We start from the raw sequence: 22,467 nt of genomic DNA, 5'->3' as shown, positions 1-22,467 counted from the left end.
CATCCGAAATGCCTTGGACCACTTAAGGCCGTCGTATCGTGGCGACCCCCGGGAAGGTGTGTCATCCCGGTGAGCGCCTGACGACCTTGGGGTCGGGGCGTTCGGTGGAAGCCTTCGGGGGGAGTGCCCCCGTGCGCTTCTTCGCATTAATCCGAATGCCGGGGATACATAAAAGGCCGTCGAACCGATGGCGCTTCGTCATGCGGTTTCATGGCGGGATTACTCATAAGATAATGATAGATTCCCGTGGCGACCGATGTCTCTCGAAGAGATAGATATCGCGCGACTGGAGGCCGGTCGGTCATCCCCCGCGTCGTACGTTCGGTCTGACCGGGTGTTGGTCGCGCAAACAGACGCTGGCAGCGCTGTTTGAAAGGCGTATCGACTACGCTACGACTCGGGTGCTACACGTGCGTGCGCACGATAAGAATGTGAACGTCGGTCGCGCTACTCGTCGAGGTGTTCGATTCCTTTCTTGGAAACGTTTCCTTTGGTAATCTTCCCCTCCATCCACCCGGGCTTGTCCTCGGGGGCGCTGCTGTTCCACGCCCACGCGTCGAAGATGTGGACCTTGTCGGTCCCCTTCTCCCGGAGTCGAATCTCGACCGCGTCCGACTTCGCGTCGTCCTCGGAACCGGCGGGGTCGAGTCGTCGGGCCGCCTTGAGCGCCGCTTGTCTCGGCATACTGCCCGAAAACACACTCGTCTCTGTACCGTCCTCCTCTCGGAGCACGAAGTTTCGCTTACCGTCCTCGCGTACCATGATTTTCCACCTCTATGCCAATGAACCACATGGCACATGATAAATATATCGACGAATTTCGACCGACGACGCCGTGTTACTTATATACTCGACCGGTTCGAGGCGGCGGCTCACCCCGCCGACGATGCGACGAGTTTCTGTTCGAGACGGTCGGGTTGCGGCGAAAATCACCACTCTGCGGGCAGACGGAGACAACACTTATGTATCCCCTGCGGCGAACCAACGGATAGACCCCCAGATGGTCCGGAAAAAGAAGCTCAGTCCGAGTGGCGCCAAAGACGAGAACGGCGAGTACCACAACGTCCACGTCAACCTCCACGAAGACGAACTCGCGGTCGCCGGGATGGAGATCGGTGACGAGGTGTTCGTCCGCGTTCGAGACGGCAAAATCATCATCCAGAAAGCGGACCCAGACCAGGTCGAACACGACTTCTAAGCGCGTGACCCGCATCGTCTCGAACCGACTCCCCACCAGCGGACGGCCCGACAGACAGCAATGAACCCCTATCACCTCGCCAAACCGCTCCTCTTTTCGTTCCCACCGGAGACCGCCCACCGGACCATTCACGGACTGCTCGCGAGCGCTCGCGGCACGCCCGTCGAACCGCTCTTGGAACGACGCTACCGCGTCGACGACGCCCGACTCGCCACGAGTGCGTTCGGCCTCGACTTCCCGAACCCGGTCGGCGTCGCGGCGGGGTTCGACAAGAACGCCGAGATACCCACCGTCCTCTCCGCGCTCGGTTTCGGCCACGTCGAGGTCGGCGGCGTCACCGCGGAGCCGCAACCCGGGAACCCGCGCCCGCGGATGTTCCGCCTCCCCGAGGACGAGGCGCTCATCAACCGCATGGGCCTCAACAACGAGGGCGCGGACGCGGTCGGAGAGCGCCTCGCCGCCGGACCCCACCCCGATATCCCGGTCGGCGTCAACCTCGCGCTCTCGGAGGTGACGCCCACCGAGGAGGCCCCTGAGGACTACCGCTACACCTACGAGCGCGTCGCCGACGGGGCGGACTACTTCGTCGTCAACGTCTCGTGTCCCAACAGCGAGGGCTTCCGCGACCTGCAGAACCGCGACTCGCTCGAAGCGATTCTCGGGACGCTCGTCGACGCCGGTGCCGACCCGCTTCTCGTGAAACTCTCGCCGGACCTCCCGGACCCCGCCGTTGAGGACGCGCTCGAAGTCGTCGACGAACTCGGTCTCGACGGCATCATCGCCAGCAACACGACCACCTCGCGGCCCGACACCCTGCGGAACCCGAACCGGGCCGAACGGGGTGGCCTCTCCGGGAAGCCAATCGAGGCCGAAGCAACGAACATGATTCGCTACATCGCCGAGCGGACCGACGTGCCCGTCGTGGGCGTCGGCGGTGTCTCGGACGCCGAAAGCGCCTATCGGAAGATTCGCGCCGGGGCCGAGATGGTCCAACTCTACACGGGCATGATTTACGAGGGCCCGTCCATCGCCCGCGACATCAACCGCGGCCTCCTCGACCTGCTCGACCGCGACGGCTTCGACGACGTGGCCGACGCCGTCGGGTCGGGGCTGTAGCGTCGTCCGCGACGACCACCTACTGCGACAACCAACCGCCCGCGTATCGGTGTCGAACCGAAGACTGATTTTCAACCTATTCGATTGACAATTCGTGCGCCCTCCCGCTCCTCGCGACTCCGGTGTGCTCGCGGTCCTCGCCTCGAACGCCGTCGCGCCGGTCGGCGTCCTGTTCCTCGGGTGGTCCCCGACCGTGCTCTTCGGCGTGTTCGTCGCCGAAATCGCCGTCGTGCTGTGCTGGACGCTCGTGAAGATACCCTTCGCGGTCAAGCGACCCAACAACGCCATCGGCGACGGGGACCGACTGTTCGGCCCGTTACAGGCCAAGAGGGGGTCGGTCTCGCTCCCCGGACCGCTCCCACCGTGTTACCCGCGGAACGTCCCGACGTTCCTCATCGCGGCGTTCCTGCTCGTCCCGCTCGAACTCGGCGTCGCGTTCCTCACGTTCAGCCTGACCGACCCGGTCGTCACCGAGGAGGTCGCCGGGCAAATCCTTCTGGGCGGCGTGGGCGTGTTCGTCGGACGGGGCGTCGAAACGGTCACCGGATACTTTGCGGCGGGCGGCTACCGCGACCACTCCGCCCGGTCGGTGCTCCTGCCCCCGTTCAAACTCCTGTTCGCCGTCGGACTGCTGATGTTCGCCGTCGGGCCGTTCGCGGTCGAGTTCGATAACGAAGCGTTCCTCGCGGCGCTCGTCGGCCTGAAACTCCTCTACGACCTCCGCGCGCTCCAGCTCGAACGGAGCGAAAAGCGGGGCGTCTTCTACCGCCTCTACGGAAGCGAGGAGACGGAGATAGAACCGGTTCCGGTCGAGGAACCGAAAAGAGCGCCGACCTATCGAACCACGCCAACCCGCGCGGTCGCCCTCGCCGATGCGGCCTACAGAAGCCTCCGGTACACGGTCACCAGCGGCGTGCTGTGGTGCTACGGCGTCGCCGCCGCGCTCGTCTTCTTCGGCGCGTGGACGGTCGCGCTCGCGCCGCTCGCCCTCGCCGCCGCGTTCGGTGCCGTCCGGGGAACCTCCCGCTACCTCGCCACCGGGCCCGTCGAGTTTCGGTGCTACGACGACGTACTCGTCGCTCACGACACGCTGTTGGGCGAACCCCAATCCCGCCTCGAACGCGACGCCGTCACCGACGTCAGCGTGTCCACCGACGCCGTCGACCGCCTGTTCGGTACGGAGACGGTGCGATTCGAGACGGACGCGGACACGGGCCCGGACGTGCAACTCACCGTCCCCGACCCCGAGGAAGTCAACGCCGACGACGCGAACGCGAACCATCCGATGACGGTTCCCCACGTCGAAGACGCGGCGGCGGTGCGAGCCGCCTTCGACGGCGGCGAAGCCGAGGCTGAAGCCGAGTCGGAGACCGAGACGGAAACTGAGACCGAGGCCGATACCGAGACGCCGGTGCCGAACCGCGACGACTGACGAGCCATCGGCTGGGCGACCGACTACCGGGAAAAGAACGCGAACGAAAACGACCGAGTCGCCGCTTCAGTCGGCGTGCTGGACGATGACGATGGCGTCGCCGGCTTCGAGCATGTCGCCTTCGCCGACGTACTCGCGGGACTCCTCGATGGTGAACATCTCGGGGTCGAGTTCGACGCCCGCGACGTGCATCACGCCGTCTTCGACCTCGTAGTCGTCGCTTTCGAGCGCGGCCTCGATGTCCGGAACCTGTGCGCCGTACTCGGGGCCGACGAGCGAGTAGTCGAGGTCGACGCCGGTCACGACCGACTCGATTTCGGGCTCCTCGTCGAGGAGTTCGAGGTCCTCGATGTGCATGACGCCACTCACGTCCTCCTCGAAGCCGTGGATGTCGCCGTACACCTGCACGAGGTCGACCGGGGCGTTCATCGAGAGCTGGTTGTCGCTTTTGTACTTGCGGAGCGCGCCGACGACGGCCATCGCCGTCTCGCCGGCCGCCACGTCGGCGTCGAGGCCGAGCGGTTCGGGCCACGACTGGTCGTGGACGCTCGCCTCGTCGTACATGTCGCGCCACAGCTCCTCCGTGACGTGCGCGAGGATGGGCGCGAAGCAGGTCAGGAACCGCTTGTGGGCGGTCTGGAGCGTGTACGCCGCCGAGGGGTCGTCGCCCTCGCGGACGCGCTGTTTGGCGATTTCGAGGTAGTCGTCACAGAACGTGTGCCAGAAGAAACTGCGGAGGCGGTCGCGCGCCTTCGAGAACTCGCGGTTCTCCAGTTTCTCCGTGACGAACTCGAGTTCGCGGTCGAGCGAGGCCAGAAGCCAGCGGTCGATGGCCTTCAGGTCGTCGTGGTCGAACTCGGCGGGCGCGTCCTCGGTGAGGCTCTCGACGAGCTTGGAGGCGTTCCAGAGCTTCCGCATGAGCTTCTCGCCCGCGACGAGGCCCTTCTCCTGGTACGGCAGGTCGTCGCCGACGGCGCTCCCGGCGGCCCAGTAGCGGGCGGCGTCGACCGGGAACTTCTCTAAGACCTCGTCGGGCGAGACGACGTTGCCGACGGACTTCGACATCTTCTCGCGGTTCTCGTCGAGGACCATCCCGTTTATCATGACGCTGTCGAACGGGACCTCGCCGGTGTGCTCGTAGCACTTGACGACCGTGTGGAACAGCCAAAAGGAGATGATGTCGTGGCCCTGCGGGCGCATGTCGAACGGGTAGAGTTCGGGCCGGTCGAGTTCCATCTCCTCCGTCTCGGGGTTCCAGTCCCAGCCGCCGTTGATGAGGGGCGTGAGCGACGAGGTCGCCCACGTGTCGAACACGTCGTCCTCGGCGGCGAACTCGTCGTGGCCGCACTCGGGACAGGCGTCGACCGGCGGGTCGTCAGAGAGCGGGTCGACGGGCAGGTCCTCGCGGTCGGCGACGACGACGTGTTCACAGTCCTCGCAGTACCAGACGGGGAACGGAATCCCCGAGGAGCGCTGTCGAGAGATGGCCCAGTCCCACTGGAGCCCCTCTATCCAGTTCTTGTACCGCGTGAACATCTTCTCGGGGTACCAGTCCATCTGCTCGCCGGCTTCGAGGTACTCCTCGCGCTTGTCGAGCAGTTTGATGTACCACTGGTCTTTGACGAGGAACTCGACGCTCGTTCCACACCGCTCGTGGACGTTGACCGTGTGCGTGATGGCGCGCTTGTCGAGGAGCGCCCCGGCGTCGTCGAGGTCGGAGACGATGGCCTCCCGCGCCTCGTCGGCGGAGAGACCGGCGTACTCGTCTGCCTCCTCGGTCATCGTGCCGGACTCGTCGATGGCGACGCGGAGCGGCAGGTCGTGGGCCTGATACCACTCGATGTCGGTCTGGTCGCCGAAGGTACAGCACATGACGAGGCCCGTGCCCGTCTCCAGGTCGACGCGCTCGTCTTCGAGGATGGGAACCCGCTGGCCGAACAGCGGGACCTCGGCTTCCTGCCCGACGAGGTGCGCGTTGTCGTCGTCGTCGGGGTGGACGAAGACGGCGACACAGGCGGGGAGCAGTTCGGGGCGCGTCGTGGAGATGACGAACGACTCCTCGGAATCGGCCACGCCGAACTCGATGTCGTGGAAGTGCGAGCCCTGCTCGTCGTCTTCGGTCTCGACCTGCGAGATAGCGGTCTCACACTCGGGACACCAGATGGCTGGCGCGCGCTGGCGGTACTGCCGACCCTTCTCGTAGAGGTCGACGAAGGAGAGCTGAGAGACGCGCTGGACCTCGGGCGAAATCGTCTGGTACGTCTGGTCCCAGTCGATGGAGATGCCGAGGTTCTGCATCTTCTCCGTGAACTCGCCTTCGTACTCCGCCGTGACCTCGCGGCAGAGCTTCTGGAACTCGCGTCGCTCGTAGTCCTGGTGTTTGATACCGAGTTCGTCCTCGGTCAGGAGCTCCGACGCGATGCCGTTGTCGTCGTAGCCGAACGGGAAGTACACCTCGTCGCCGCGCATCCGGTTGAACCGGGCGACGAAGTCCTGGAGGGTGAAGCCGTAGACGTGGCCCCAATGGAGGCTCCCGGACACCGTCGGCGGCGGTGAGTCGATGGAGAAGACGGTGTCGGGGTCTACCGCACGCTCCGGGTACGCGTACAGGTCTTCGTCGACCCACCTCTCTTGCCACTTCGCCTCGACGGTTTCCGGATCGTATTCTCCGCTCGGCATTGCGTTGGCGTACCTACAGCCGGGCGGACTGTTAAACGCCTCGGTTAAGTGCCCGAGGGAACGGAATTCGGGCGCGAGAGCGGTGACTTCCTACAGGACCGACAGCGCCGACGCGAGGTCCGAACGAAGGTCGTCGACGTGCTCGACGCCCACGGACATCCGGAGGAGCGAATCGGAGATACCGAGCGCGTCGCGTTCGGTCTGCGAGAGCGGCGAGTGCGTCATCGTCGCCGGGTGCTCGATGAGGCTCTCGACGCCGCCGAGGCTGACCGCCAGCGGGAACTCCCGGAGTTCGCCGAGGAACTCCGCGGTCCCGTCGAGGTCGGTGTCGAGTTCGAACGACAGCACCCCGCCGAATCCGGACTGCTGGCGCGCCGCGAGGTCGTGTTGCGGGTGGGACTCCAGCCCCGGGTACAACACCCGCGTCACGGCCTCGTGGGATTCGAGGAACTCGGCGATTTCCATCGCGTTGGCCTCGTGCTGGCGCATCCGCAGCGGGAGCGTCTTGATGCCCCGGAGCGTCAGGTAGGAGTCGAACGGTGAGAGCATCGACCCCATCCCGACGCGCTGGAGGAACGTGATCTCCTCCAGTACGTCCTCGCGGTCGGTGACGACCGCGCCGCCGATAGAGTCGGAGTGGCCGTTGAGGTACTTCGTGGTGCTGTGGACGACCACGTCGGCCCCGAGCGACAGCGGGTTCTGGAACTGCGGGCTGAGGAAGGTGTTGTCCACGCCGAAGACCGCGTCCCCCTCGTCGGCGATGGCCGCGATGGCCTCGATGTCGCAGAGATGCATGAGCGGGTTCGTCGGCGTCTCCATCCAGACGAGCGCGGTCTCCTCGCGCATCGCGGCCGCGACGTTCTCGGGGTCGGTGGCGTCCACGAACGACACGTCCACGTTCAGCCGGTCGGCGAACAGCCGGTTGAGCATCGTCTTCGTCCCGCCGTAGAGGTCCTCGAACGCGACGATGTGGTCGCCCGGCCGGACCACCGCGGTCATCGTCGCGGCGATGGCCGCCGTGCCGGAGACGAACGCCAGCGCGTGGTCGGCCCCTTCGAGCGCCGCGAGCCGGTGTTCCAGCGCGTTCCGCGTCGGGTTCGACAGCCGCGAGTAGAGGTACTCGCCCGCGTCGGGGTCGAGCGTTTCCAGGTCCGCGTCGGGGTCGATGCTCGGCACCGCGTAGGTCGAAGAGAGGTGGACCGGAACGACGACGTCCTCGACGCCCGGGGCCGGGGCCTGCCCGCGCTCGCCGTGGGTCACCGCCAGCGTCTCGCGACGAACATCATTATCGTTCATACAGAAAACGCGACGACTCGCGTCCTAAAGGTTTCTATCGCGTTCTGACCAAATGCACGAAAAGAATTACTGACGATGTGAAATTACCCGAGGTTATTCGGTTTCGGTTCGTGGACTCTCAAAAACCCGGACCAAAAACGACCGCCGGAACTCCTACGCCAGCGCCGACAGGTCGAAGCTCCCACCTTTTTCCGCGACTCGCACCGCTCGTCGCGCAAAAATCTGGACCAAAAACAACCGCCGGAACGCCTACGCCAGCGCCGACAGGTCGAACTCGAACGCCGCGACCGGCAGTTCGAGGTCGTGGTCGACGATGACCTTCGGGTGGAGTTCGCCGACGACGCCGACTTCCTCGCCGTCGATGACGACCGCGGCGGTGCGGCCGTCGATGAACGACGGATGCTCGGTCACGGGCGTCTCCAGTTCCGCGTCGAAGTCGCGGCAGAGCGCCGCGAGGCGGGCCTTCGCGTCCTCGTAGGTCGCGTCGTGGCGGGCGAGGACGGCCGCGACGTGGCGGGCCTCGGCGACGCGGGTGTTCTCGTCGTCGTCGCGGTGGGCCACGTGGCCGATTTCCGCGAGGTCCTGCGGGTACGCCCGGTGGGTGTTGTTCTCCAGCACCATCGTCAGCGAGGGCAGCACCCACGTCCGAAGCATGGTGTAGTCCTCGCTGTACGGTTCGGTGATGGAGGCGGGTTCGCCGCCGCCGAGCACACCGCCGGAACGCTGTTCCGGCGAGCTCCCACTCGCTTCGCTCGCGGGAACGTCGGACCCGACCTCGACGTCCATGCGCTCGTAGTTCTCCTCCTCCGAAATCATGTGGAAGTTGAGCAGGTCCTCGAAGCCGAGGCCGACGAGCGAGGTGCGGACGGCGTCTTCGAGTCGGGAGCGCTCGTGGCGCTGGCCGACCGTCCCCACGTCGGGGTAGCGCGGTTCGAGTTCGTTGAAGCCGTAGGCGCGCCCCACGTCGTCCACGAGGTCGAGCGGGTGGAGCACGTCCACGCGGTACGGCGGAATGGAGACCTCGTAGACGGTCTCTTCGGCGAGTTCGGCGTTCGCGTCGAGGCCGGAGCGCTCGAACAGGTCGATGACCTCGTCCATCTCCAACTCGACGCCGAGGACCGTCTCGATGCGGTCGTGGGAGACGTGTTTCGTCTCGACTTCGAAGTCGGGCTTGGCGACGGTGCCCGTCTCGTACTGGACCTCGACCTCCTCGATGGTCGCCCCGCGGGCGGCCAGCGCGTAGCAGATGATGTTGCACATCCGGTCGATGGTCCACTGGTCGGTGCCGGTGAGTTCGACGAGCAGGTCGCGGGAGTCCGTCGAGACCTCGGTCCGGCGGCCGTTGATGACCGGCGGGAACGAGAACAGGCCGATTTCGTCGTAGATGGCCGGGTAGCGGTCGTACTCGCTCACGAGGTCGGCGTACTTCCGCCCGGTGTCGTGCTGTTCGAGCACCTCGGCGGGCGTGAGTTCGTCGTTGGAGTCGAGCGCGACGAAGGTGTCGCCGTCGGGTTCGATACCCGTGTACGTGATGGAGTTGCCGGAGGCGTTCTCCGAGAGCACGTCGCCTTTCAGCATCGTCAGGTCGTGGATGCCGATGGCTCCCTTGGCGCGCTTGCGGCCCATCGTCGCGTGAAGCTTCTCCTGCAACTGGATGAGCGAGTCGAGCGCCGCGTCGTCCAGGTCGACCCCGCGGACGACCGCGCCCGTGACGTAGGGGCGCTCGTCGGGAACGTCGTCGTCGACGACGAAGGTCCAGTCGGGGTCGTTCGTGTTCGGCACGGAGACGCCGCGGGCGTCGCCGTACTGGTAGCGAAGCGAGCGGGCGACGCCTTCGACCGACAGGCGGTCGAGGCGGTCGGGACCGAACTCGAGTTGGAACGCCCCGTCGTCGGTGACGCCCTCGAACTCCAGTCCGAGCGCGAACAGGTCGTCTTTGAACTCCTCGTCGGACTTGTCTTCGTGGCCGGTCAGGCGGCGCAGTTCGTCGGGTTGAACGTCGACTACGGGCATTACTTGAGCACCTCCGTCTCGCGGAGCAGGTCGAGGTCACACAGCGTTCCGTGCACGTCGCGGATGTCGTCGAAGCCGTACATGAGCATCAGCAGGCGCTCTAAGGCGAGGCCCCACGCCATCACGTCGCACTCGACGCCGAGCGGGCGAAGCACCTCCTCGCGGAACATACCGGAGTTGCCGATTTCGATGAGTTCGCCCGTCTCGGGGTGTCGGCCGAACAGCTCGAACGACGGCTCCGTGTAGGGGTTGTAGTGCGGCTTGAACTGGATGTCCGTGATGCCGAAGTGAGAGTAGAACTCCTCGAAGGTGCCCATCAGGTCGCGCACCGAGAGGTCCTCGGCCATCACCCAGCCCTCGATTTGGTAGAACTCCAGCAGGTGCGTCGGGTCGAGCGTGTCGTTGCGGTACACCTTTTCGACCGAGAAGTACCGCTGCGGCGGCTCTAGCTCCCCGACCTCGTGGCCCGAGAGGTAGCGCATCGACAGCGACGTGGTGTGGCCGCGGAGCGCGATGGCCCGCGCGAAGTCCTCGGACCACGGCGAGTGGTAGCCGTCGCCGTCGTCGCCGACGCCGTTGAGATGGGCGTCGCGGACGTTGTCGATGAGGTCCTCGGGGATGTCCTCCATCGGCGGCACGTCGAGGGCGAAGCGGTCCCAGTGGGTGCGCGCCGGGTGGTCCTGCGGCATGAACAGACAATCGTTAATCCAGAAGTCCGCGTCGGCGTGCGGGCCTTCCATCTCGGCGAAGCCCATGCCGGTGAGCACGTCCTTCACGCGGTCGGCGGTCTGCCGGAGGATGTGCTTCTTGCCGCCGCGGGCCTCGGGCGCGTCGGCCTCGACGTTGTACTCGGTGAACTCCACGTCTTCCCACTCGCCGGAGGTGAGCATCTCGGGGGTGAGGCGGTCGACCGTCTCGGCCGCCTCGACGCCCTCCATCAGCGCCGTGACGCCCTCGTCGGTGAGGGTGACGGCGCGGATGGTTCGCTCGTGGCGGACCACGAGTTTTCGCGATTCGAGTTGGTCGAGCACGTCGGCGTCGACGGACTCGCCCGCGTCGAGGGCCGCGAGCGCGGCGGCCTCCTCGTCGGCGTCGGGGTCGGCGTCCGCGTCGGGCGCGAGTTCGCCCGAGTCGATGTGTCCGTAGCCCTTGCGCGCGAAGTTCGACAGCGCGATATCGACCTGCGGGCCGCCGAGGGAGGACGCGCCGATGACCTGTCCCATCGGGACCGCGTCGCCGTCGCCCACGTCGAGCGCGGCGCGGTAGAGACGGACCTCGGGGAGGCCCTCGTCGGCGTACTCGACGCCCTCGTCTGTCAGTTCGACGGACTCCTCCGCGGTCTCCGTGACCGAGACGAGTCCCTCGTCGCGGAGGTCGAAGACCGCGCCCGTCACCGTCTCGGGCTTCTGGTCCGTCGCCTCCGCGAGCTGTGCAATCGTTCGTTCGTCGGTGGCGCTCGCGGCGTTCAACACCGCGACCTGTGATTCCGGAAGTCGCATCTGGTTCGTTGTGGCGTTAGCCGTCTGGTGGTCGGTTAGCAGTTTCGAAGCCTCGCCGCGCTGGCGGGGCTGACCGGCGGGGTCGGTTTCGTCCGGCGGGCGCGGTGACGCCCGCACGGAGTCCGCCGACCTCAGGCGGTCAGAAAGAAAAATCCGAACCCGTCGGTAGTCGGTTCGCTCGCTCGCGTCCCGCGTTTGGGCTCGGATGCCATATGCGACCGATTGTGAGTGCCGACTAAAAGCGTTGCGCGTCCACTCCGCGTCAATCCGCAGATACGTTCTTGGTACCGGCCGACCGAGAGACGGCGAAGACGAATGCGAGACCTGGACACGACCCTGTCGGCGATTCGCCTCGGCCACGAGGCGTCGCTCATCGTCAAACCCCCGAACCGCCCGGACGACAGAGACGACGTCGAGGCCGTCCTCGTCCGGGCCGCGCCGCCCTACGAGTTCGACGACGGCGAACAGACCTACCGCGTCGTCGAAGACGAGAGCGGCACCGGCTTTCGCGTCCTCGCGTCGCGCGACGTGGCCGACCCCGTCCGCGTCCTCGGCGAACTCCGCGCTGTCGTCGATATGAGCGCCTGAACTGAGCTTCCCGGATTCTCCTACGCGACGTTCCGCTCGCGGAGCGTCTCGCCCGATTCGAACCGGTCGAGCGACAGCGCCGACACGTCCACCTCACAGGCGTGCTCGCCGAGACACAGGTCGGCGACGGCCTCGCCGGTCGCGGGCGCGTGCTGGAAGCCGTGGCCCGAGAAGCCGGCGGCGACGACGAGGCCGGGGACCACTTCGTCCAGAATCGCGTGGTGGTCGGGCGTCACGGCGTACAGCCCGGCCCAGCCGTTCCGAATCCGCGTCTCCGGGCCGAAGTAGGCCGCGGCGTCGTCGGCCCGCTCGGTCGCCTCCACCGCCCACTCCACGTCCATCGACTCGTCGAATCGGTCGGGGTCCACGTCGGGGTCCGACCCCGAGAAGTGCCCGCCGACGATGGCGGTTCCCTCCCGCTCCGGGCGGAAGTACGCCCCCGTGTCGAGGTCGATGGTGAGCGGGGCGTCCGCGGGGAGGTCGCCCTCAGGTTCCACGACGGCTATCTGCCGGCGGCGCGGCGCGATTGGGAGGTCGACGCCGGCGAGGGAGCCGACCCGGGCGGACCACGCGCCCGCCGCGACGACCACGGCGTCGGCATCGATGGGACCGGCCGGCGTCTCGGCCCGCCAGCCGTCGGCGTCGGGAGTGTCTACCGCACCGGCCGAGTCACCGTCGCCGACGCGAGCGAGGTCGGTCACGGGCGTCTTCGTCCGGATATCGACACCGGCGGCGCGGAGCGCGTCCGAGTAGCCCTGCACCGCGGAGTGCGGGTCGGCGACGCCGTCGGCCGCAGAGAAGGTCGCCGCGACGAACGACTCGGTTCGGAGTTCCGGGAGGTACTCGGCGGCCTCCTCGGGTGAGAGGACGCGACTCGGCGCGCCCGCGTCGGTCTGCATGGCGACGTTCTCCCGGAACGCCGCGGCGGTCTCCTCGGTCCGGGCGAGAAAGAGATAGCCCGACCGCCGGTAGTCGATGTCGACGCCGAAGTCGTCCGCGAAGGACTCCCAGACGGGGACGCTGGCGAGCGAGAGTTCGACGTTCACGCGCGTCGAGAACTGCGTTCGGATGCCGCCCGCCGCGCGACCCGTACTGCCGCCGCCGAGCGTCCCCGCCTCGCAGACGGTGACTTCGGCCCCGCGGCCGGCCAGCGCGTGGGCGCAGGCGAGTCCGACGACCCCGCCGCCGACGATGAGGACGTGCATGGTCCTGTCTGATTCGCCACCGACATGAGTTTGTCTGTCACACACTAGCGAGGCGCAATGTTTTCACGCGACCGCGGTGAGTAGTTCGGGTATGGTCCGTATTCTCTCCGCCGACGCTGTCGGCGAGTTACTCTCACTCTCGGAGCTGTTTCCGGTCGTCGAGGAGGCGTTCGTCAAGCAGGGCCGCGGCGAGGTCGAACGCCCGCCGAGGCCGCACTTTCCGGTCGGTATCGACATCGACAGAGTTCGGGACGGGACCGGTAACGAAGGGGCCGCGGGTGCGGGTTCGGTACCGTCGGGGCGCGACGGCCCGCTCGGCACCGGTCTCACCATGCCGGCGTACATCCACGGCCGCGAGGTGTACGCGACGAAACTCGCGTCCGTCCATCCCGAGAACGTCTCTCACGGGCTTCCGACGGTGAACGCGCAGGTCGTCCTCACCGACGCGACGACCGGCCTCCCGCTCGCGCTCCTCGACGGGACGACGATTACCAGCGCCCGGACGGGCTGTATCGGCGGGCTCGCCGCGGAGTACCTCGCGGCCGACCCGGTCCGACTCGGCGTCCTCGGCGCGGGGGCGCAGGCCCGCTGGCAGAGCCGCGCTATCGCCGTCGGCTCCGCGGTCGAGTCGGTGAACGTCTACTCACCCAGCGACTCCCGCGAGGCGTGTGCCGCCGACCTCCGCGAGGACGGCCTCCCCGCCGAGGCGGTCGACTCGCCCGAGGCGGCCGTCGCCGGAGCGAACGTCGTCGTCACCGCGACGACCAGCGAGACGCCCGTCTTCGACGGCTCGTGGCTCGACTCCGGAACGCTCGTCGTCGCCGTCGGAGCCTACACGCCCGAGATGCGGGAACTCGACGCCGAGACGTTCGAGCGGGCCGCGCGGGTGTTCGCCGACGTGCCCGAGGAAGTCGCCGACATCGGCGACGTTCGCGGGGCCGCCATCGACGACTCCGACCTGATTCCGCTCTCGGCGGTGTTCGAGGGCGACGCCGGGCGAGACGGCGATGACGAGATTCTGGTGGTCGAGAGCGTCGGTTCGGCGGTGCTCGACGCCGCGACCGCCGAGTACCTCTACGAGAAGTCGAACGCCCGCGGCGTGGGAGAAGAAGTGGGGTTGTGAGCGGTCGTGCGGTTTCGGTCGGGGTCGTGCCGCCCCGTTAGTGCTCGGCCGCCACGCCCCGCCGCTCAGTCTCTAAGTCGATGTCCAGCGAGTCGAGGATTTCCTCGGCCTCCTCGCGCTTTTCGTGGTGGTCTTCGAGGAACTCCCGCATCATCGTCGCCGCCTGCTCCTTGCAGCCGCCGCAGAGGCGCTCGCCGCCGACGCACTCGTCGTAGACCTCCTTTGCGAGTTCGTCGTCGTCGCCCGTCAGCAGGTAGGCGTACAGCTCGTACACCGGACATTTGTCGGCCTCGCCGCCGAGTTCGCGCTGTTCTTCGGCCGTGTCGCGGCCGCCGGTCGTCGCCGACTTCACCTTGTCGTAGCCCTCCTCGGGCGCGTCGAGAAGCGAGATGTGGCTCGCCGGAATCGACGACGACATCTTGCCGCCGGTGAGGCCGGTCATGAAGCGGTGATAGATAGACGACGGCGGAATGAAGCCGTAGCCGCCGTGGTGGGCCTCGACCTCGCGTGCGAGTTCCTCGGCCTCGTCGACATCCATGTCGAACGCGTCGATGTGCTGGTCATACCGCCGCTTTTCGCCCTCGATGTCCTCGATAAGCGCCTCGAACGCCTCGTCGGTCGCCTGCCGGGCGAAGAAGCGAATCCGCGGGCGGAGCGGTTCCATCCCGGCGTTTTCGAGCTTCTCGACCGCCGACTCGCGGACCGACTCCGAGACGAGCACGCCGGCCGCGTCGAGGTCGGCGTCGGCGAGCCACTCGGCCGCCTCGCCGCACCGCGGCATGTCGGCGTCCTCGGCGTACTCCTCGCGGGCGTCGTGGGCGGCCGCGACGAGCGGGCGCTCGGCGTCGTCGAGTTCGAAGCTCGCGAACGCCTCCGTCACCTTGAAGAATCGCATCCGGGTGGCGAGGTCGCGGGCGAACCGGACGTGAGGGTCTTGGTCGGGACCGACCGGGATGACCGTCGGCTTGGGGTCGTCCAACTGCGGGTAGAGGATGTCGGCCATCTGCGTGACGACCGACTGCATGTGGGAGACGTTGGTCTCGCCGTCGAAGCCGTAGATGGACTGGAACTCCGAGAAGTTGGCCTTCCCGCCGAGTTCGAACGCGAGCCGCTGGAGGCGGTCGTTGTCCGACTGTCGGTAGAGTTCGCCCTCCTCGGGGTCGAACCCGAGCGCGATGAGCGACAGCAGGTAGTCGCGGCTGTGCTCGTTGATTTCGTCCCACGGGATGCCGCGGGCGGAGTGCGCCTCCATGTCCGCGATGAGGCCGTAGGCGTCGCCGCCCTGCTCTTGATGCCAGATTATCTCGTCGAAGACGAGTTTGTGGCCGATGTGGGGGTCGCCCGTCGGCATGAACCCCGAGAGGACGGCGAAGTCGTCGCCGTCGCGCATGGCGTCGAGGACCGGCCGGTAGTCGCGGTGGCCGAAGATGACCCCGCGGCGCATCAGGTAGTGCGGGTTCGGCACCTCGTCGAGCACCTCGTCGAACTCCTCGATGCCGAACTCCTCGAACAGCTTCCGGTAGTCGGAGACGGTCGACGAGCCCCACGGGTCGAGGGCGACGTCATCTGCTCCCTCTGCTGTGCCTCCATCGGTGCGGATGCGCTCCGCGGGTTCGTCGTCTGTCATGGCGTGAGCCGACTGACCGAAAGCCAGTCTATCTCTCCGTTGTCGTCGGTCAGCGCAAAAACCATTCGCTTGCGGACACCGCCGGCGAGCCGAACGTCGAGCGAGAGGTCCCGCGGGACGAACGTGTGGTCGGGCGCGACCACGCGCACGAGGAACTCGGAGTGCGAGAGGTCAGACACCGACTCGAACTCCGTGTAGACGCGGAAGTCGGAGCCGAACTTGAAGCCGCTCTTGGGGACCGTCTTGGCTCCCCGGAGCGCGGCGTAGACCGCGAGCCGGCGGTCGAACCGGTCGCCCTCCACGTCGCGGCCGCGGGAGACCACGTCGGCCTCGTCGATGGCGAGCGCGTCGGCGCGGGCGAGGTAGGCGGCTTCGAGGAGCGACAGTTGGAGCGGGCCGCTGTCGGCGTTTCTGCCGTAGAGTCGCTGGCCGAAGAAGCCGCGCTGGTAGAGGCGGTCGACGCCGTCCCAGACGAGCGCGCGGTCCGAGAGGAGTTCCGCGTCGAGGTCGGCCGGGAGGTCTTCCGCGGCCGTTCCCTCGGGGGAGTAGCCCTCAGTATTGAAGTAGGTCAGGTCGCCGTCCTCGTCGACGATTGCGAGAACGACATCCCCGAGCGACGAGACGGGAATGCTCTCGCGCTCGCCGACGACGCAGACTCGGTGTTCGACCTCGCCGTCCCACGGGCCCTTCCCGCGGGGGTAGACGAGGAAGTCAGCGCCCGTGGCGTCCGCGACGCCGGGCCAGCCCTCGCGGGCGGGCGAGAGGTAGAACCCGCGGTCGCGGAGGTCTTTGTAGACGACGAAGTCGAGGGTGGTCCCGGTGCGCGCGAGGAGTTCGCGCAGGCCCATCCCGTCCACGCCGTCGATGTCGTCCCGCGAGAGCAGGTGGGCGGCCTCGACGGGCGCGACCTCCAAGTCGTCGCCGCCGGTGGGTCTCCCGTAGCCGCGGGAGTCGTGGAACCGCTGTCGAGCGTCGCCCGGGAGGTGGACGACGCCGTCTTCGAGGCGTCCTTGCATACCCGAATCGGGGCGCGGCGACGACAAAGGGTCTGCGATGCCGGCGGCGCGGCGCGCGGGACGAACGGGACGGCCACCGCCGCCACCGTCTGCTCGTCGCGGGCGCGGATGCGCCCCTCGCGGCCGGCCGTGTCGCCAGCGACGGGGCCACGCCCGCCGGCCCTCGTCTCGGCTCATCGGCCCTCGCAGGTCGAGTCGAGACACCGCCGGCCGCGACTCGTCTCGAACACCGGCAGGCCGCAGTCGCAGTCGTCGCCGACGACGCCCGCGGGAAGGGAAAACGCCGTCTCGCACTCGGGATAGGCGTCACAGCCGGCAAGCAGGCGGCCGCTCCGCCGGATGATTCGGAGGGGCGACCCGCAGTCCGGACACGACCACTCGCCGTCGAACCGGTCTTTCACGTGGTCGTCCAGCGGGTCGCACCGACGGTCGATGCACACCTCGAACGGCGCGCCGCGCTCGACGCGCATCAGCGGCAGACCGCAGTCGCGACAGGTCTCGTCGAGGACGGTCGCGCCCGCCGGCAGGCGGTACTCGGTTCCCGAGTCGAGGGCGACGACGGAGCCGTTGGTCCTGACGAGCGGGTCGCCGGTGTCGGGATGTGAACCGACCGGGACGCCCGCGTCGCTGGCGGGGTATTCGGCCCGGCCCGTCACGTCGTTCGATTCGACCGTGAGCGTCTGGTCGCCGGCGCGGGCCACGAGGCCGAACGACCCCGGCCCGGACTCGACGGTCAGCGAGTCGGCGCGGGTCAGCCACGCGACGGGTTGGTAGCCCCCGGCGTCGTGGACGAGGACGGTTCGGTCGGGCTTGGCGACGACGACGACCCGGCCGCGCTGGGTGCGGTCGCGGGAGCCTTCGAAACTGACGGTGCAGTCGCCGGCGAAGACGCGTATCGAATCCATGCGGCGGGATGGCCGCCGGTTCCGATTTGAACCTTTGGAGGAGGGCCCATCAGCCATGCCGCGGCACGAAGGTCTTTGGTCGGCCGCGGCCGAGGGCGAACCATGGACGCGAACGTCGTGCTGTTCGACATGGACGGAGTGTTAGTCGATTCCGAGCAGTACTGGCACGCTTTCGAGGACGAGTGGGTGTTCGCCGACGCCATCGAGTCCGGCGACCCGGACCACGAGGAGATAACGGGGATGAACTTCCGCGAGATATACGACTACCTCGACGCGGAGTACGGGACGACCGTCACGAAAGAGGAGTTCGTCGCGGCGTACCACGAGAACTCAGAGGACGTCTACGGCGAGCACGTCGTCCTGATGGACGGCGCGGAAGCGCTGTTTTCGGACCTCCGCGCGGCGGGCAAGAAGGTGGCAATCGTCTCGTCGGCCCCGCAGGACTGGATTTCGACCGTCCGCGAGCGGTTCGACCTCGACCCGCTCGACCTCGTGCTCTCGGCCGACGACATCGACAAACCGGGGAAGCCCGAGCCACACATCTACGAGCACGCCGCGGCCGAGTTCGGCGTCGCCCCCGAGGAGTGCGTCGTCATCGAGGACTCGATAAACGGCATCGAGGCGGCCGTCCGGTCCGGCGCGTACACCATCGCCTACCGCGGCGGGCAGAACGCCGACCTCGACCTCTCGCGGGCGGACGAAATCGTGAACGGGCCCGAAGAGCTGCGGGCGGCGTTGCTCGGCGAGGAGTAGGCGAAACGCGACCGAAAACGACCGGAACCCGACCGGAATCCGACCGGCCCCGCGGCTTCTGCTATTCGACTCGAACCGTCCGCGACTCCCGAATCGGGAGCAGCGGCAGGTCGGGGAACGTGACCTCCACGACGAACTCCAGTTCGTCGTCCGTCGCGCCGAAGACGCCGACGGGGACGGTCACCTCGTCGGAGAGGTAGCACGTCTTCGCCGACATCTCCACGTCGTTGACGGTGACGCGGATACCGACTGAGCCGCCGCCGCCGTCGTTTCGCACGCGGATGTCGTGCATGTCGCTCTCGCCGCGGGCGACCGACTCGGGGAAATCGCCCCAGTCGATGTCGGGCGCGGGGAGGTCCTTCGCGCTCTTGATGACGCGCTCGGCGACGCCCTGCGAGAGGCCCGCGCGAGTGAGTTCCTTCGCGCCGGCGTCGACCACGTCGGCCGGGGTCGAGAGGCCGCCGGTCGCGAGCTTTCGCGCGCGGCCGGGGCCGATGCCGTCGACTGCCGTGAGCGCCGCGGCGTCGCTGCTGACGCCGTTGTCGACGCGGGCCTCGACGCGCTTTGCGAGGTTGGCCGCGCGGGCGTCCGCGAAGGTGTCGAGGAACTCGCGGAGCGCGGAGAGGAGTCGAAGCGCGTTCTGCTTGATGACCCACGCGTCGCTCCGGAGTTCGCTCGGCGTCGAGTTCGCCATGCTGGCGTGGAGGATGGCGAGCACCTTCTTCGGGCCGTCTTCGAGCGTGGTCGAGACCCCCGTCAGCACCGAATCGACGGCGTCAACCTCGGACTGGCGCGCCGACACCTGTCGGAAGTCGGCCGCGCCCGCGACGGTTTCGAGGATGTCGTCGGCGGTGATGCGGTCCCGTTCCGCGAGGTCGGCGAAACGCGAGGCGGTCCCGAGTCGGAGGTAGTACTTCGAGGTGAGTCGCCCGAGCGGGGTCGCGTCGATGGAGAGGTCGTCGTCCATCTCGACGAAGCCGCGGGAGACGAGGCGGTCGAGCACGTCGCGGACGCGCTCGCGGAGGTCCTCGAAGTCGTAGGCCGCCGGGTTCGACTGCGCCCGGCGGTAGTAGAACGTCGTCTCCAGCCACGACAGCACGTCGTCGAGGTCGCGGATGGTCCCCATGGCGATTTCGGCGTTGAGGTGCGAGTCGAGGTCTTCTGCGAGGCGCGACTCGATTTCCTTGCCCTCGCGGAGCAGACGGCGGTACTTGTTCTGGTCCGAGCGGTCGCAGACGACCCAGCCGTAGCCGACGTCGTCGTAGCCGGGGCGGCCCGCGCGGCCGAGCATCTGGAGGATGTCGAGCGGCGAGATGTCCACCTCGCCTTCGAGCGGGTCGTGGTGTTTCGTGTCGCGGATGACGACACAGCGGGCGGGGAGGTTCACGCCCCACGCGAGCGTGGAGGTCGAAAACAGGAGCTGAATCTTGCCCTCCTTGAACCACTCCTCGACGGCCTCGCGGTCGTCCCGCGAGAGGCCGGCGTGGTGGAAGCCGACGCCGTCCAAGACGCCCTTGGCGAGCGAGTCGTTGCTCAGTTCCTTCGCCTCGTTGTGGAAGTCGTAGTCGCCGCGCGCGCCGATGGGCACGTCGCGCTTGGCGAGTTCGTCGCGGGCCTTGGCGGCCGCGCGGACGGCGTCCTGCCGCGAGGAGACGAAGACGAGCGACTGGCCGCCGTCGCGGATGTGCGGCTCCGCGAGGTCGAACGCCCGGTACAGACGGCGGTACTTGTCGGCGAAGGAGTTCTCGCCGTGGGTGTAGGTCTTGACGCCCGCGTGGAGGTCGACCGGGCGGTAGTCGTCGCCGAACTCGAAGGTCGTCTCGTCCGGCGCGTCGAGCCACGCCGCCACGTCGTCGATGTTGGGCATGGTCGCGGAAAGCGCGACGATGCGGGGGTCACAGATGCGGCGCATCCGCGAGACGGTGACTTCGAGGACGCCGCCGCGGGTCTCGGAGTCCAGCAGGTGGACCTCGTCGATGACGACGCAGTCCACGTCCTCGATGAAGGAGTAGCGCGCCGAGTCGTGTTTCCGGGTCGCGGAGTCGGTCTTCTCGGGCGTCATCACGAGGATGTCGGCGCGGGCGGCCCGTCGGGGGTTCAGGTCGCGCTCGCCGGTGACGACGTACACCGAGTAGCCGAGGTCCTCGAAGCGCTCCCACTCGGTCTCCTTCTCGGTGGTGAGCGCGCGGAGCGGCGCGATGAAAAGCGCCGTCCCCTCGTCGCGGAGGGTCCGACAGATGGCGAGTTCGGCGAGCGCCGTCTTCCCGCTGGCGGTGGGCGCGGAGGCCACGACGTTGTGGTCGGTGTCGAGGATGGCGGGCAGCGCCTCGCGCTGCATCTGGTTGAACTCCTCGAACCCGAAGGCGTCTGCGAACTCGGGGACCGCCTCGGCGACTTTCACTGGGCGCACCTCCGGGTGCGCGCTGGCGTCGGGGACGAGACGAAGACGAGCGTCATACACGAAGCCGAGTCGTCCGTGGGGAAAGGCGTTTCTCCATCCGGCGCGGTGGCTCGCGGGTGTCGAACGAGCGGAAAACGGAGGGGCTGAGGTTGGTGGGTGGTAGGGTGGGGAGGATTGATTCGGGGACCGAAGCGCCGGGCCGATTACGCGGCGCCGGCGAGCGCGGCGATGAACGACCAGTTCGTCCCCGCGGTGGCCTCGTGCTTCTTCGATTCGGCCTTCGTCATGTTGCGGCGGTGTTTCCAGTTCATACTCGACAGAAGTCTTTACTCGAATATAAGTTTTTCAGTTAAGTGATACATCTAGCACGGTCGTACATGCTGTTTGATGGAAAGTCGTGATGTATCGGAACCGAACGTTTCGTTTTCCGTGACAGAACTGTTCGTTTGAACTATTCTGAACAATGCGTGATACCACGGGTCGTGGAGTGGCCGATCGGTGTTCGGGCGACGCGGTTTCGGTCGCTCCGGCGGGGGTTCCGTCGGCAACCCGACAGACGGCGGACCAATCCTCACGCTTTTGCCCGTCGCCTCGCAAGAACTGCCTATGCGCACGCGGCGGAAGCCAGATTGGTTGAAGATGCGACCGCCATCGGGCCGGCGCTTCACCGATATCAAATCGACGCTCCGGGACCGGAACCTCAACACCGTCTGCGAGGAGGCGAACTGCCCGAACCTCGGGGAGTGCTGGAGCGGCCGCGACGGCCCCGGGACGGCCACGTTCATGCTCATGGGCGACCGGTGTTCGCGCGGGTGTAACTTCTGCGACGTGACGACCGGCGGGATGGAGCCGCTGGACCCCGACGAACCGGCGAACGTCGCCGACGCGGTGACCGAAATCGGCCTCGACTACGTCGTGTTGACCTCCGTGGACCGCGACGACCTGCCGGACCAGGGCGCGGCCCACTTCGCCGAGACCATCCGCGAAATCAAGCGCCGCGACCCCGAGGTGCTCGTCGAGGTGCTGATTCCCGACTTCCAGGGCGAACCCGACCACGTCCGGAAGATAATCGACGCCGGCCCCGACGTCATCGCCCACAACATCGAGACCGTCGAGCGCCTCCAGTGGCCGATTCGGGACCGCCGCGCCGGCTACGAGCAGTCGCTTTCGGTGCTCCAGCAGGTGACAGACGAGTCCGACATCCACACGAAGACCTCCATCATGCTCGGCCTCGGCGAGCACGCCCACGAGGTCTACCAGACCCTCTCCGACCTCCGCGAGGCCGACGTGGACATCGTCACCTTCGGCCAGTACCTCCAGCCCTCCCGGAGCCACCTCGACGTGTTCGAGTACGTCCACCCCGACGCCTTCGAGACGTGGCGACGCGTCGCGGAAGACGAACTGGGCTTCCTCTACTGCGCGTCCGGCCCGATGGTCCGGTCGTCGTACAAGGCCGGTGAACTGTTCGTGGACGCGCTCCTCCGCGAGGGGTCGAGCGTCGAGGAGGCGCGGCAGGCCGCGCGCGCGGCCGCCGGACAGTAGGCCACGGTCGCCACCCCACCGCGTCCGCCCGACTCAGCCATCCGGGTCTGACATCCGGTCCGACCCCGCGCCCG

Annotated in this window: 17 protein-coding genes; 7 read left to right on the top strand and 10 right to left on the bottom strand. The window is 67.5% G+C overall.

All coding sequences use genetic code 11. The features are described from left to right. Positions 1 to 447 precede the first annotated feature (447 nt). On the bottom strand, positions 448 to 762 hold the full coding sequence (locus AUR65_RS04390) for a non-histone chromosomal MC1 family protein (protein ID WP_004044781.1): 315 nt from the start codon (positions 760 to 762) through the stop codon (positions 448 to 450). Between the two features lie 238 nt (positions 763 to 1,000). Between AUR65_RS04390 and AUR65_RS04385 the strand changes: the two genes are divergently transcribed. The 3 genes from AUR65_RS04385 to AUR65_RS04375 all read left to right on the top strand — a co-directional run bounded on the left by AUR65_RS04385 (position 1,001) and on the right by AUR65_RS04375 (position 3,746). Continuing rightward, entirely contained in the window at positions 1,001 to 1,198 is a 198-nt protein-coding gene (locus AUR65_RS04385; RefSeq protein WP_004044784.1) for a hypothetical protein, read from the top strand. 60 nt (positions 1,199 to 1,258) lie between these two features. Next, the gene (locus AUR65_RS04380) at positions 1,259 to 2,314 is read left to right on the top strand and encodes a quinone-dependent dihydroorotate dehydrogenase (protein WP_058568884.1); all 1,056 of its coding nucleotides are present in this window, start codon (positions 1,259 to 1,261) and stop codon (positions 2,312 to 2,314) included. Between the two features lie 94 nt (positions 2,315 to 2,408). Continuing rightward, on the top strand, positions 2,409 to 3,746 hold the full coding sequence (locus tag AUR65_RS04375; protein ID WP_269844088.1) for a DUF6498-containing protein: 1,338 nt from the start codon (positions 2,409 to 2,411) through the stop codon (positions 3,744 to 3,746). 66 nt (positions 3,747 to 3,812) lie between these two features. Here AUR65_RS04375 and AUR65_RS04370 read toward each other — a convergent pair whose 3' ends face one another. The 4 genes from AUR65_RS04370 to pheS form a co-directional block, all read right to left on the bottom strand. Continuing rightward, positions 3,813 to 6,425: a valine--tRNA ligase gene (locus tag AUR65_RS04370; protein WP_058568882.1), complete on the bottom strand. Its 2,613-nt coding sequence runs from the start codon at positions 6,423 to 6,425 to the stop codon at positions 3,813 to 3,815. A 90-nt stretch (positions 6,426 to 6,515) separates the two neighbouring features. After that, on the bottom strand, positions 6,516 to 7,721 hold the full coding sequence (locus tag AUR65_RS04365; protein WP_058568881.1) for a trans-sulfuration enzyme family protein: 1,206 nt from the start codon (positions 7,719 to 7,721) through the stop codon (positions 6,516 to 6,518). 249 nt (positions 7,722 to 7,970) lie between these two features. Continuing rightward, a complete protein-coding gene (gene pheT, locus AUR65_RS04360; protein ID WP_058568880.1) occupies positions 7,971 to 9,734 on the bottom strand; it encodes a phenylalanine--tRNA ligase subunit beta in 1,764 nt (587 codons plus the stop codon). Next, the gene (gene pheS / locus AUR65_RS04355) at positions 9,734 to 11,233 is read right to left on the bottom strand and encodes a phenylalanine--tRNA ligase subunit alpha (protein ID WP_058568887.1); all 1,500 of its coding nucleotides are present in this window, start codon (positions 11,231 to 11,233) and stop codon (positions 9,734 to 9,736) included. Before pheS ends, pheT begins: the two co-directional genes overlap by 1 nt. 315 nt (positions 11,234 to 11,548) lie before the next feature. Between pheS and AUR65_RS04350 the strand changes: the two genes are divergently transcribed. After that, a complete protein-coding gene (locus AUR65_RS04350) occupies positions 11,549 to 11,821 on the top strand; it encodes a hypothetical protein (RefSeq protein WP_058568879.1) in 273 nt (90 codons plus the stop codon). A gap of 20 nt (positions 11,822 to 11,841) precedes the next feature. On the opposite strand, the gene AUR65_RS04345 is transcribed toward AUR65_RS04350, so the two are convergent. Beyond that, positions 11,842 to 13,026: an NAD(P)/FAD-dependent oxidoreductase gene (locus AUR65_RS04345; protein ID WP_058568878.1), complete on the bottom strand. Its 1,185-nt coding sequence runs from the start codon at positions 13,024 to 13,026 to the stop codon at positions 11,842 to 11,844. A gap of 91 nt (positions 13,027 to 13,117) precedes the next feature. Here AUR65_RS04345 and AUR65_RS04340 point away from each other — a divergent pair, with 91 nt between their 5' ends. Then, the gene (locus tag AUR65_RS04340; RefSeq protein WP_058568877.1) at positions 13,118 to 14,149 is read left to right on the top strand and encodes an ornithine cyclodeaminase family protein; all 1,032 of its coding nucleotides are present in this window, start codon (positions 13,118 to 13,120) and stop codon (positions 14,147 to 14,149) included. Between the two features lie 37 nt (positions 14,150 to 14,186). Here AUR65_RS04340 and AUR65_RS04335 read toward each other — a convergent pair whose 3' ends face one another. From AUR65_RS04335 to AUR65_RS04325, 3 genes are all read right to left on the bottom strand, one after another. Continuing rightward, the gene (locus AUR65_RS04335; RefSeq protein ID WP_058568876.1) at positions 14,187 to 15,776 is read right to left on the bottom strand and encodes a tryptophan--tRNA ligase; all 1,590 of its coding nucleotides are present in this window, start codon (positions 15,774 to 15,776) and stop codon (positions 14,187 to 14,189) included. Next, a complete protein-coding gene (gene endA / locus AUR65_RS04330; protein ID WP_058568875.1) occupies positions 15,773 to 16,792 on the bottom strand; it encodes a tRNA-intron lyase in 1,020 nt (339 codons plus the stop codon). The genes AUR65_RS04335 and endA overlap by 4 nt, the downstream gene beginning before the upstream one ends. Before the next feature lie 173 nt (positions 16,793 to 16,965). Continuing rightward, a complete protein-coding gene (locus AUR65_RS04325) occupies positions 16,966 to 17,697 on the bottom strand; it encodes an Sjogren's syndrome/scleroderma autoantigen 1 family protein (protein WP_058568874.1) in 732 nt (243 codons plus the stop codon). A 102-nt stretch (positions 17,698 to 17,799) separates the two neighbouring features. Here AUR65_RS04325 and AUR65_RS04320 point away from each other — a divergent pair, with 102 nt between their 5' ends. Further along, on the top strand, positions 17,800 to 18,450 hold the full coding sequence (locus AUR65_RS04320; RefSeq protein WP_058568873.1) for an HAD family hydrolase: 651 nt from the start codon (positions 17,800 to 17,802) through the stop codon (positions 18,448 to 18,450). A 61-nt stretch (positions 18,451 to 18,511) separates the two neighbouring features. Here the strand turns inward: AUR65_RS04320 and AUR65_RS04315 are convergent, their stop codons facing one another. After that, the gene (locus AUR65_RS04315; protein ID WP_058568872.1) at positions 18,512 to 20,851 is read right to left on the bottom strand and encodes a DEAD/DEAH box helicase; all 2,340 of its coding nucleotides are present in this window, start codon (positions 20,849 to 20,851) and stop codon (positions 18,512 to 18,514) included. 606 nt (positions 20,852 to 21,457) lie between these two features. Here AUR65_RS04315 and lipA point away from each other — a divergent pair. After that, on the top strand, positions 21,458 to 22,393 hold the full coding sequence (gene lipA / locus AUR65_RS04310) for a lipoyl synthase (RefSeq protein WP_058568871.1): 936 nt from the start codon (positions 21,458 to 21,460) through the stop codon (positions 22,391 to 22,393). Positions 22,394 to 22,467 lie beyond the last annotated feature (74 nt).

Source organism: Haloferax marisrubri (assembly GCF_001469875.2).
In the GTDB taxonomy this organism is placed as follows: domain Archaea; phylum Halobacteriota; class Halobacteria; order Halobacteriales; family Haloferacaceae; genus Haloferax; species Haloferax marisrubri.
This window is presented reverse-complemented; position numbering and strand designations above follow the sequence as displayed.

Bases quoted from the DNA above. Each gene is read 5' to 3' on its own strand.
- AUR65_RS04390 (WP_004044781.1), bottom strand. From the start codon at position 762: ATGGTACGCGAGGACGGTAAGCGAAACTTCGTGCTCCGAGAGGAGGAC.
- AUR65_RS04385 (WP_004044784.1), top strand. From the start codon at position 1,001: ATGGTCCGGAAAAAGAAGCTCAGTCCGAGTGGCGCCAAAGACGAGAAC.
- AUR65_RS04380 (WP_058568884.1), top strand. From the start codon at position 1,259: ATGAACCCCTATCACCTCGCCAAACCGCTCCTCTTTTCGTTCCCACCG.
- AUR65_RS04370 (WP_058568882.1), bottom strand. From the start codon at position 6,425: ATGCCGAGCGGAGAATACGATCCGGAAACCGTCGAGGCGAAGTGGCAA.
- AUR65_RS04365 (WP_058568881.1), bottom strand. From the start codon at position 7,721: ATGAACGATAATGATGTTCGTCGCGAGACGCTGGCGGTGACCCACGGC.
- pheT (WP_058568880.1), bottom strand. From the start codon at position 9,734: ATGCCCGTAGTCGACGTTCAACCCGACGAACTGCGCCGCCTGACCGGC.
- pheS (WP_058568887.1), bottom strand. From the start codon at position 11,233: ATGCGACTTCCGGAATCACAGGTCGCGGTGTTGAACGCCGCGAGCGCC.
- AUR65_RS04350 (WP_058568879.1), top strand. From the start codon at position 11,549: ATGCGAGACCTGGACACGACCCTGTCGGCGATTCGCCTCGGCCACGAG.
- AUR65_RS04345 (WP_058568878.1), bottom strand. From the start codon at position 13,026: ATGCACGTCCTCATCGTCGGCGGCGGGGTCGTCGGACTCGCCTGCGCC.
- AUR65_RS04340 (WP_058568877.1), top strand. From the start codon at position 13,118: ATGGTCCGTATTCTCTCCGCCGACGCTGTCGGCGAGTTACTCTCACTC.
- AUR65_RS04335 (WP_058568876.1), bottom strand. From the start codon at position 15,776: ATGACAGACGACGAACCCGCGGAGCGCATCCGCACCGATGGAGGCACA.
- endA (WP_058568875.1), bottom strand. From the start codon at position 16,792: ATGCAAGGACGCCTCGAAGACGGCGTCGTCCACCTCCCGGGCGACGCT.
- AUR65_RS04325 (WP_058568874.1), bottom strand. From the start codon at position 17,697: ATGGATTCGATACGCGTCTTCGCCGGCGACTGCACCGTCAGTTTCGAA.
- AUR65_RS04320 (WP_058568873.1), top strand. From the start codon at position 17,800: ATGGACGCGAACGTCGTGCTGTTCGACATGGACGGAGTGTTAGTCGAT.
- lipA (WP_058568871.1), top strand. From the start codon at position 21,458: ATGCGCACGCGGCGGAAGCCAGATTGGTTGAAGATGCGACCGCCATCG.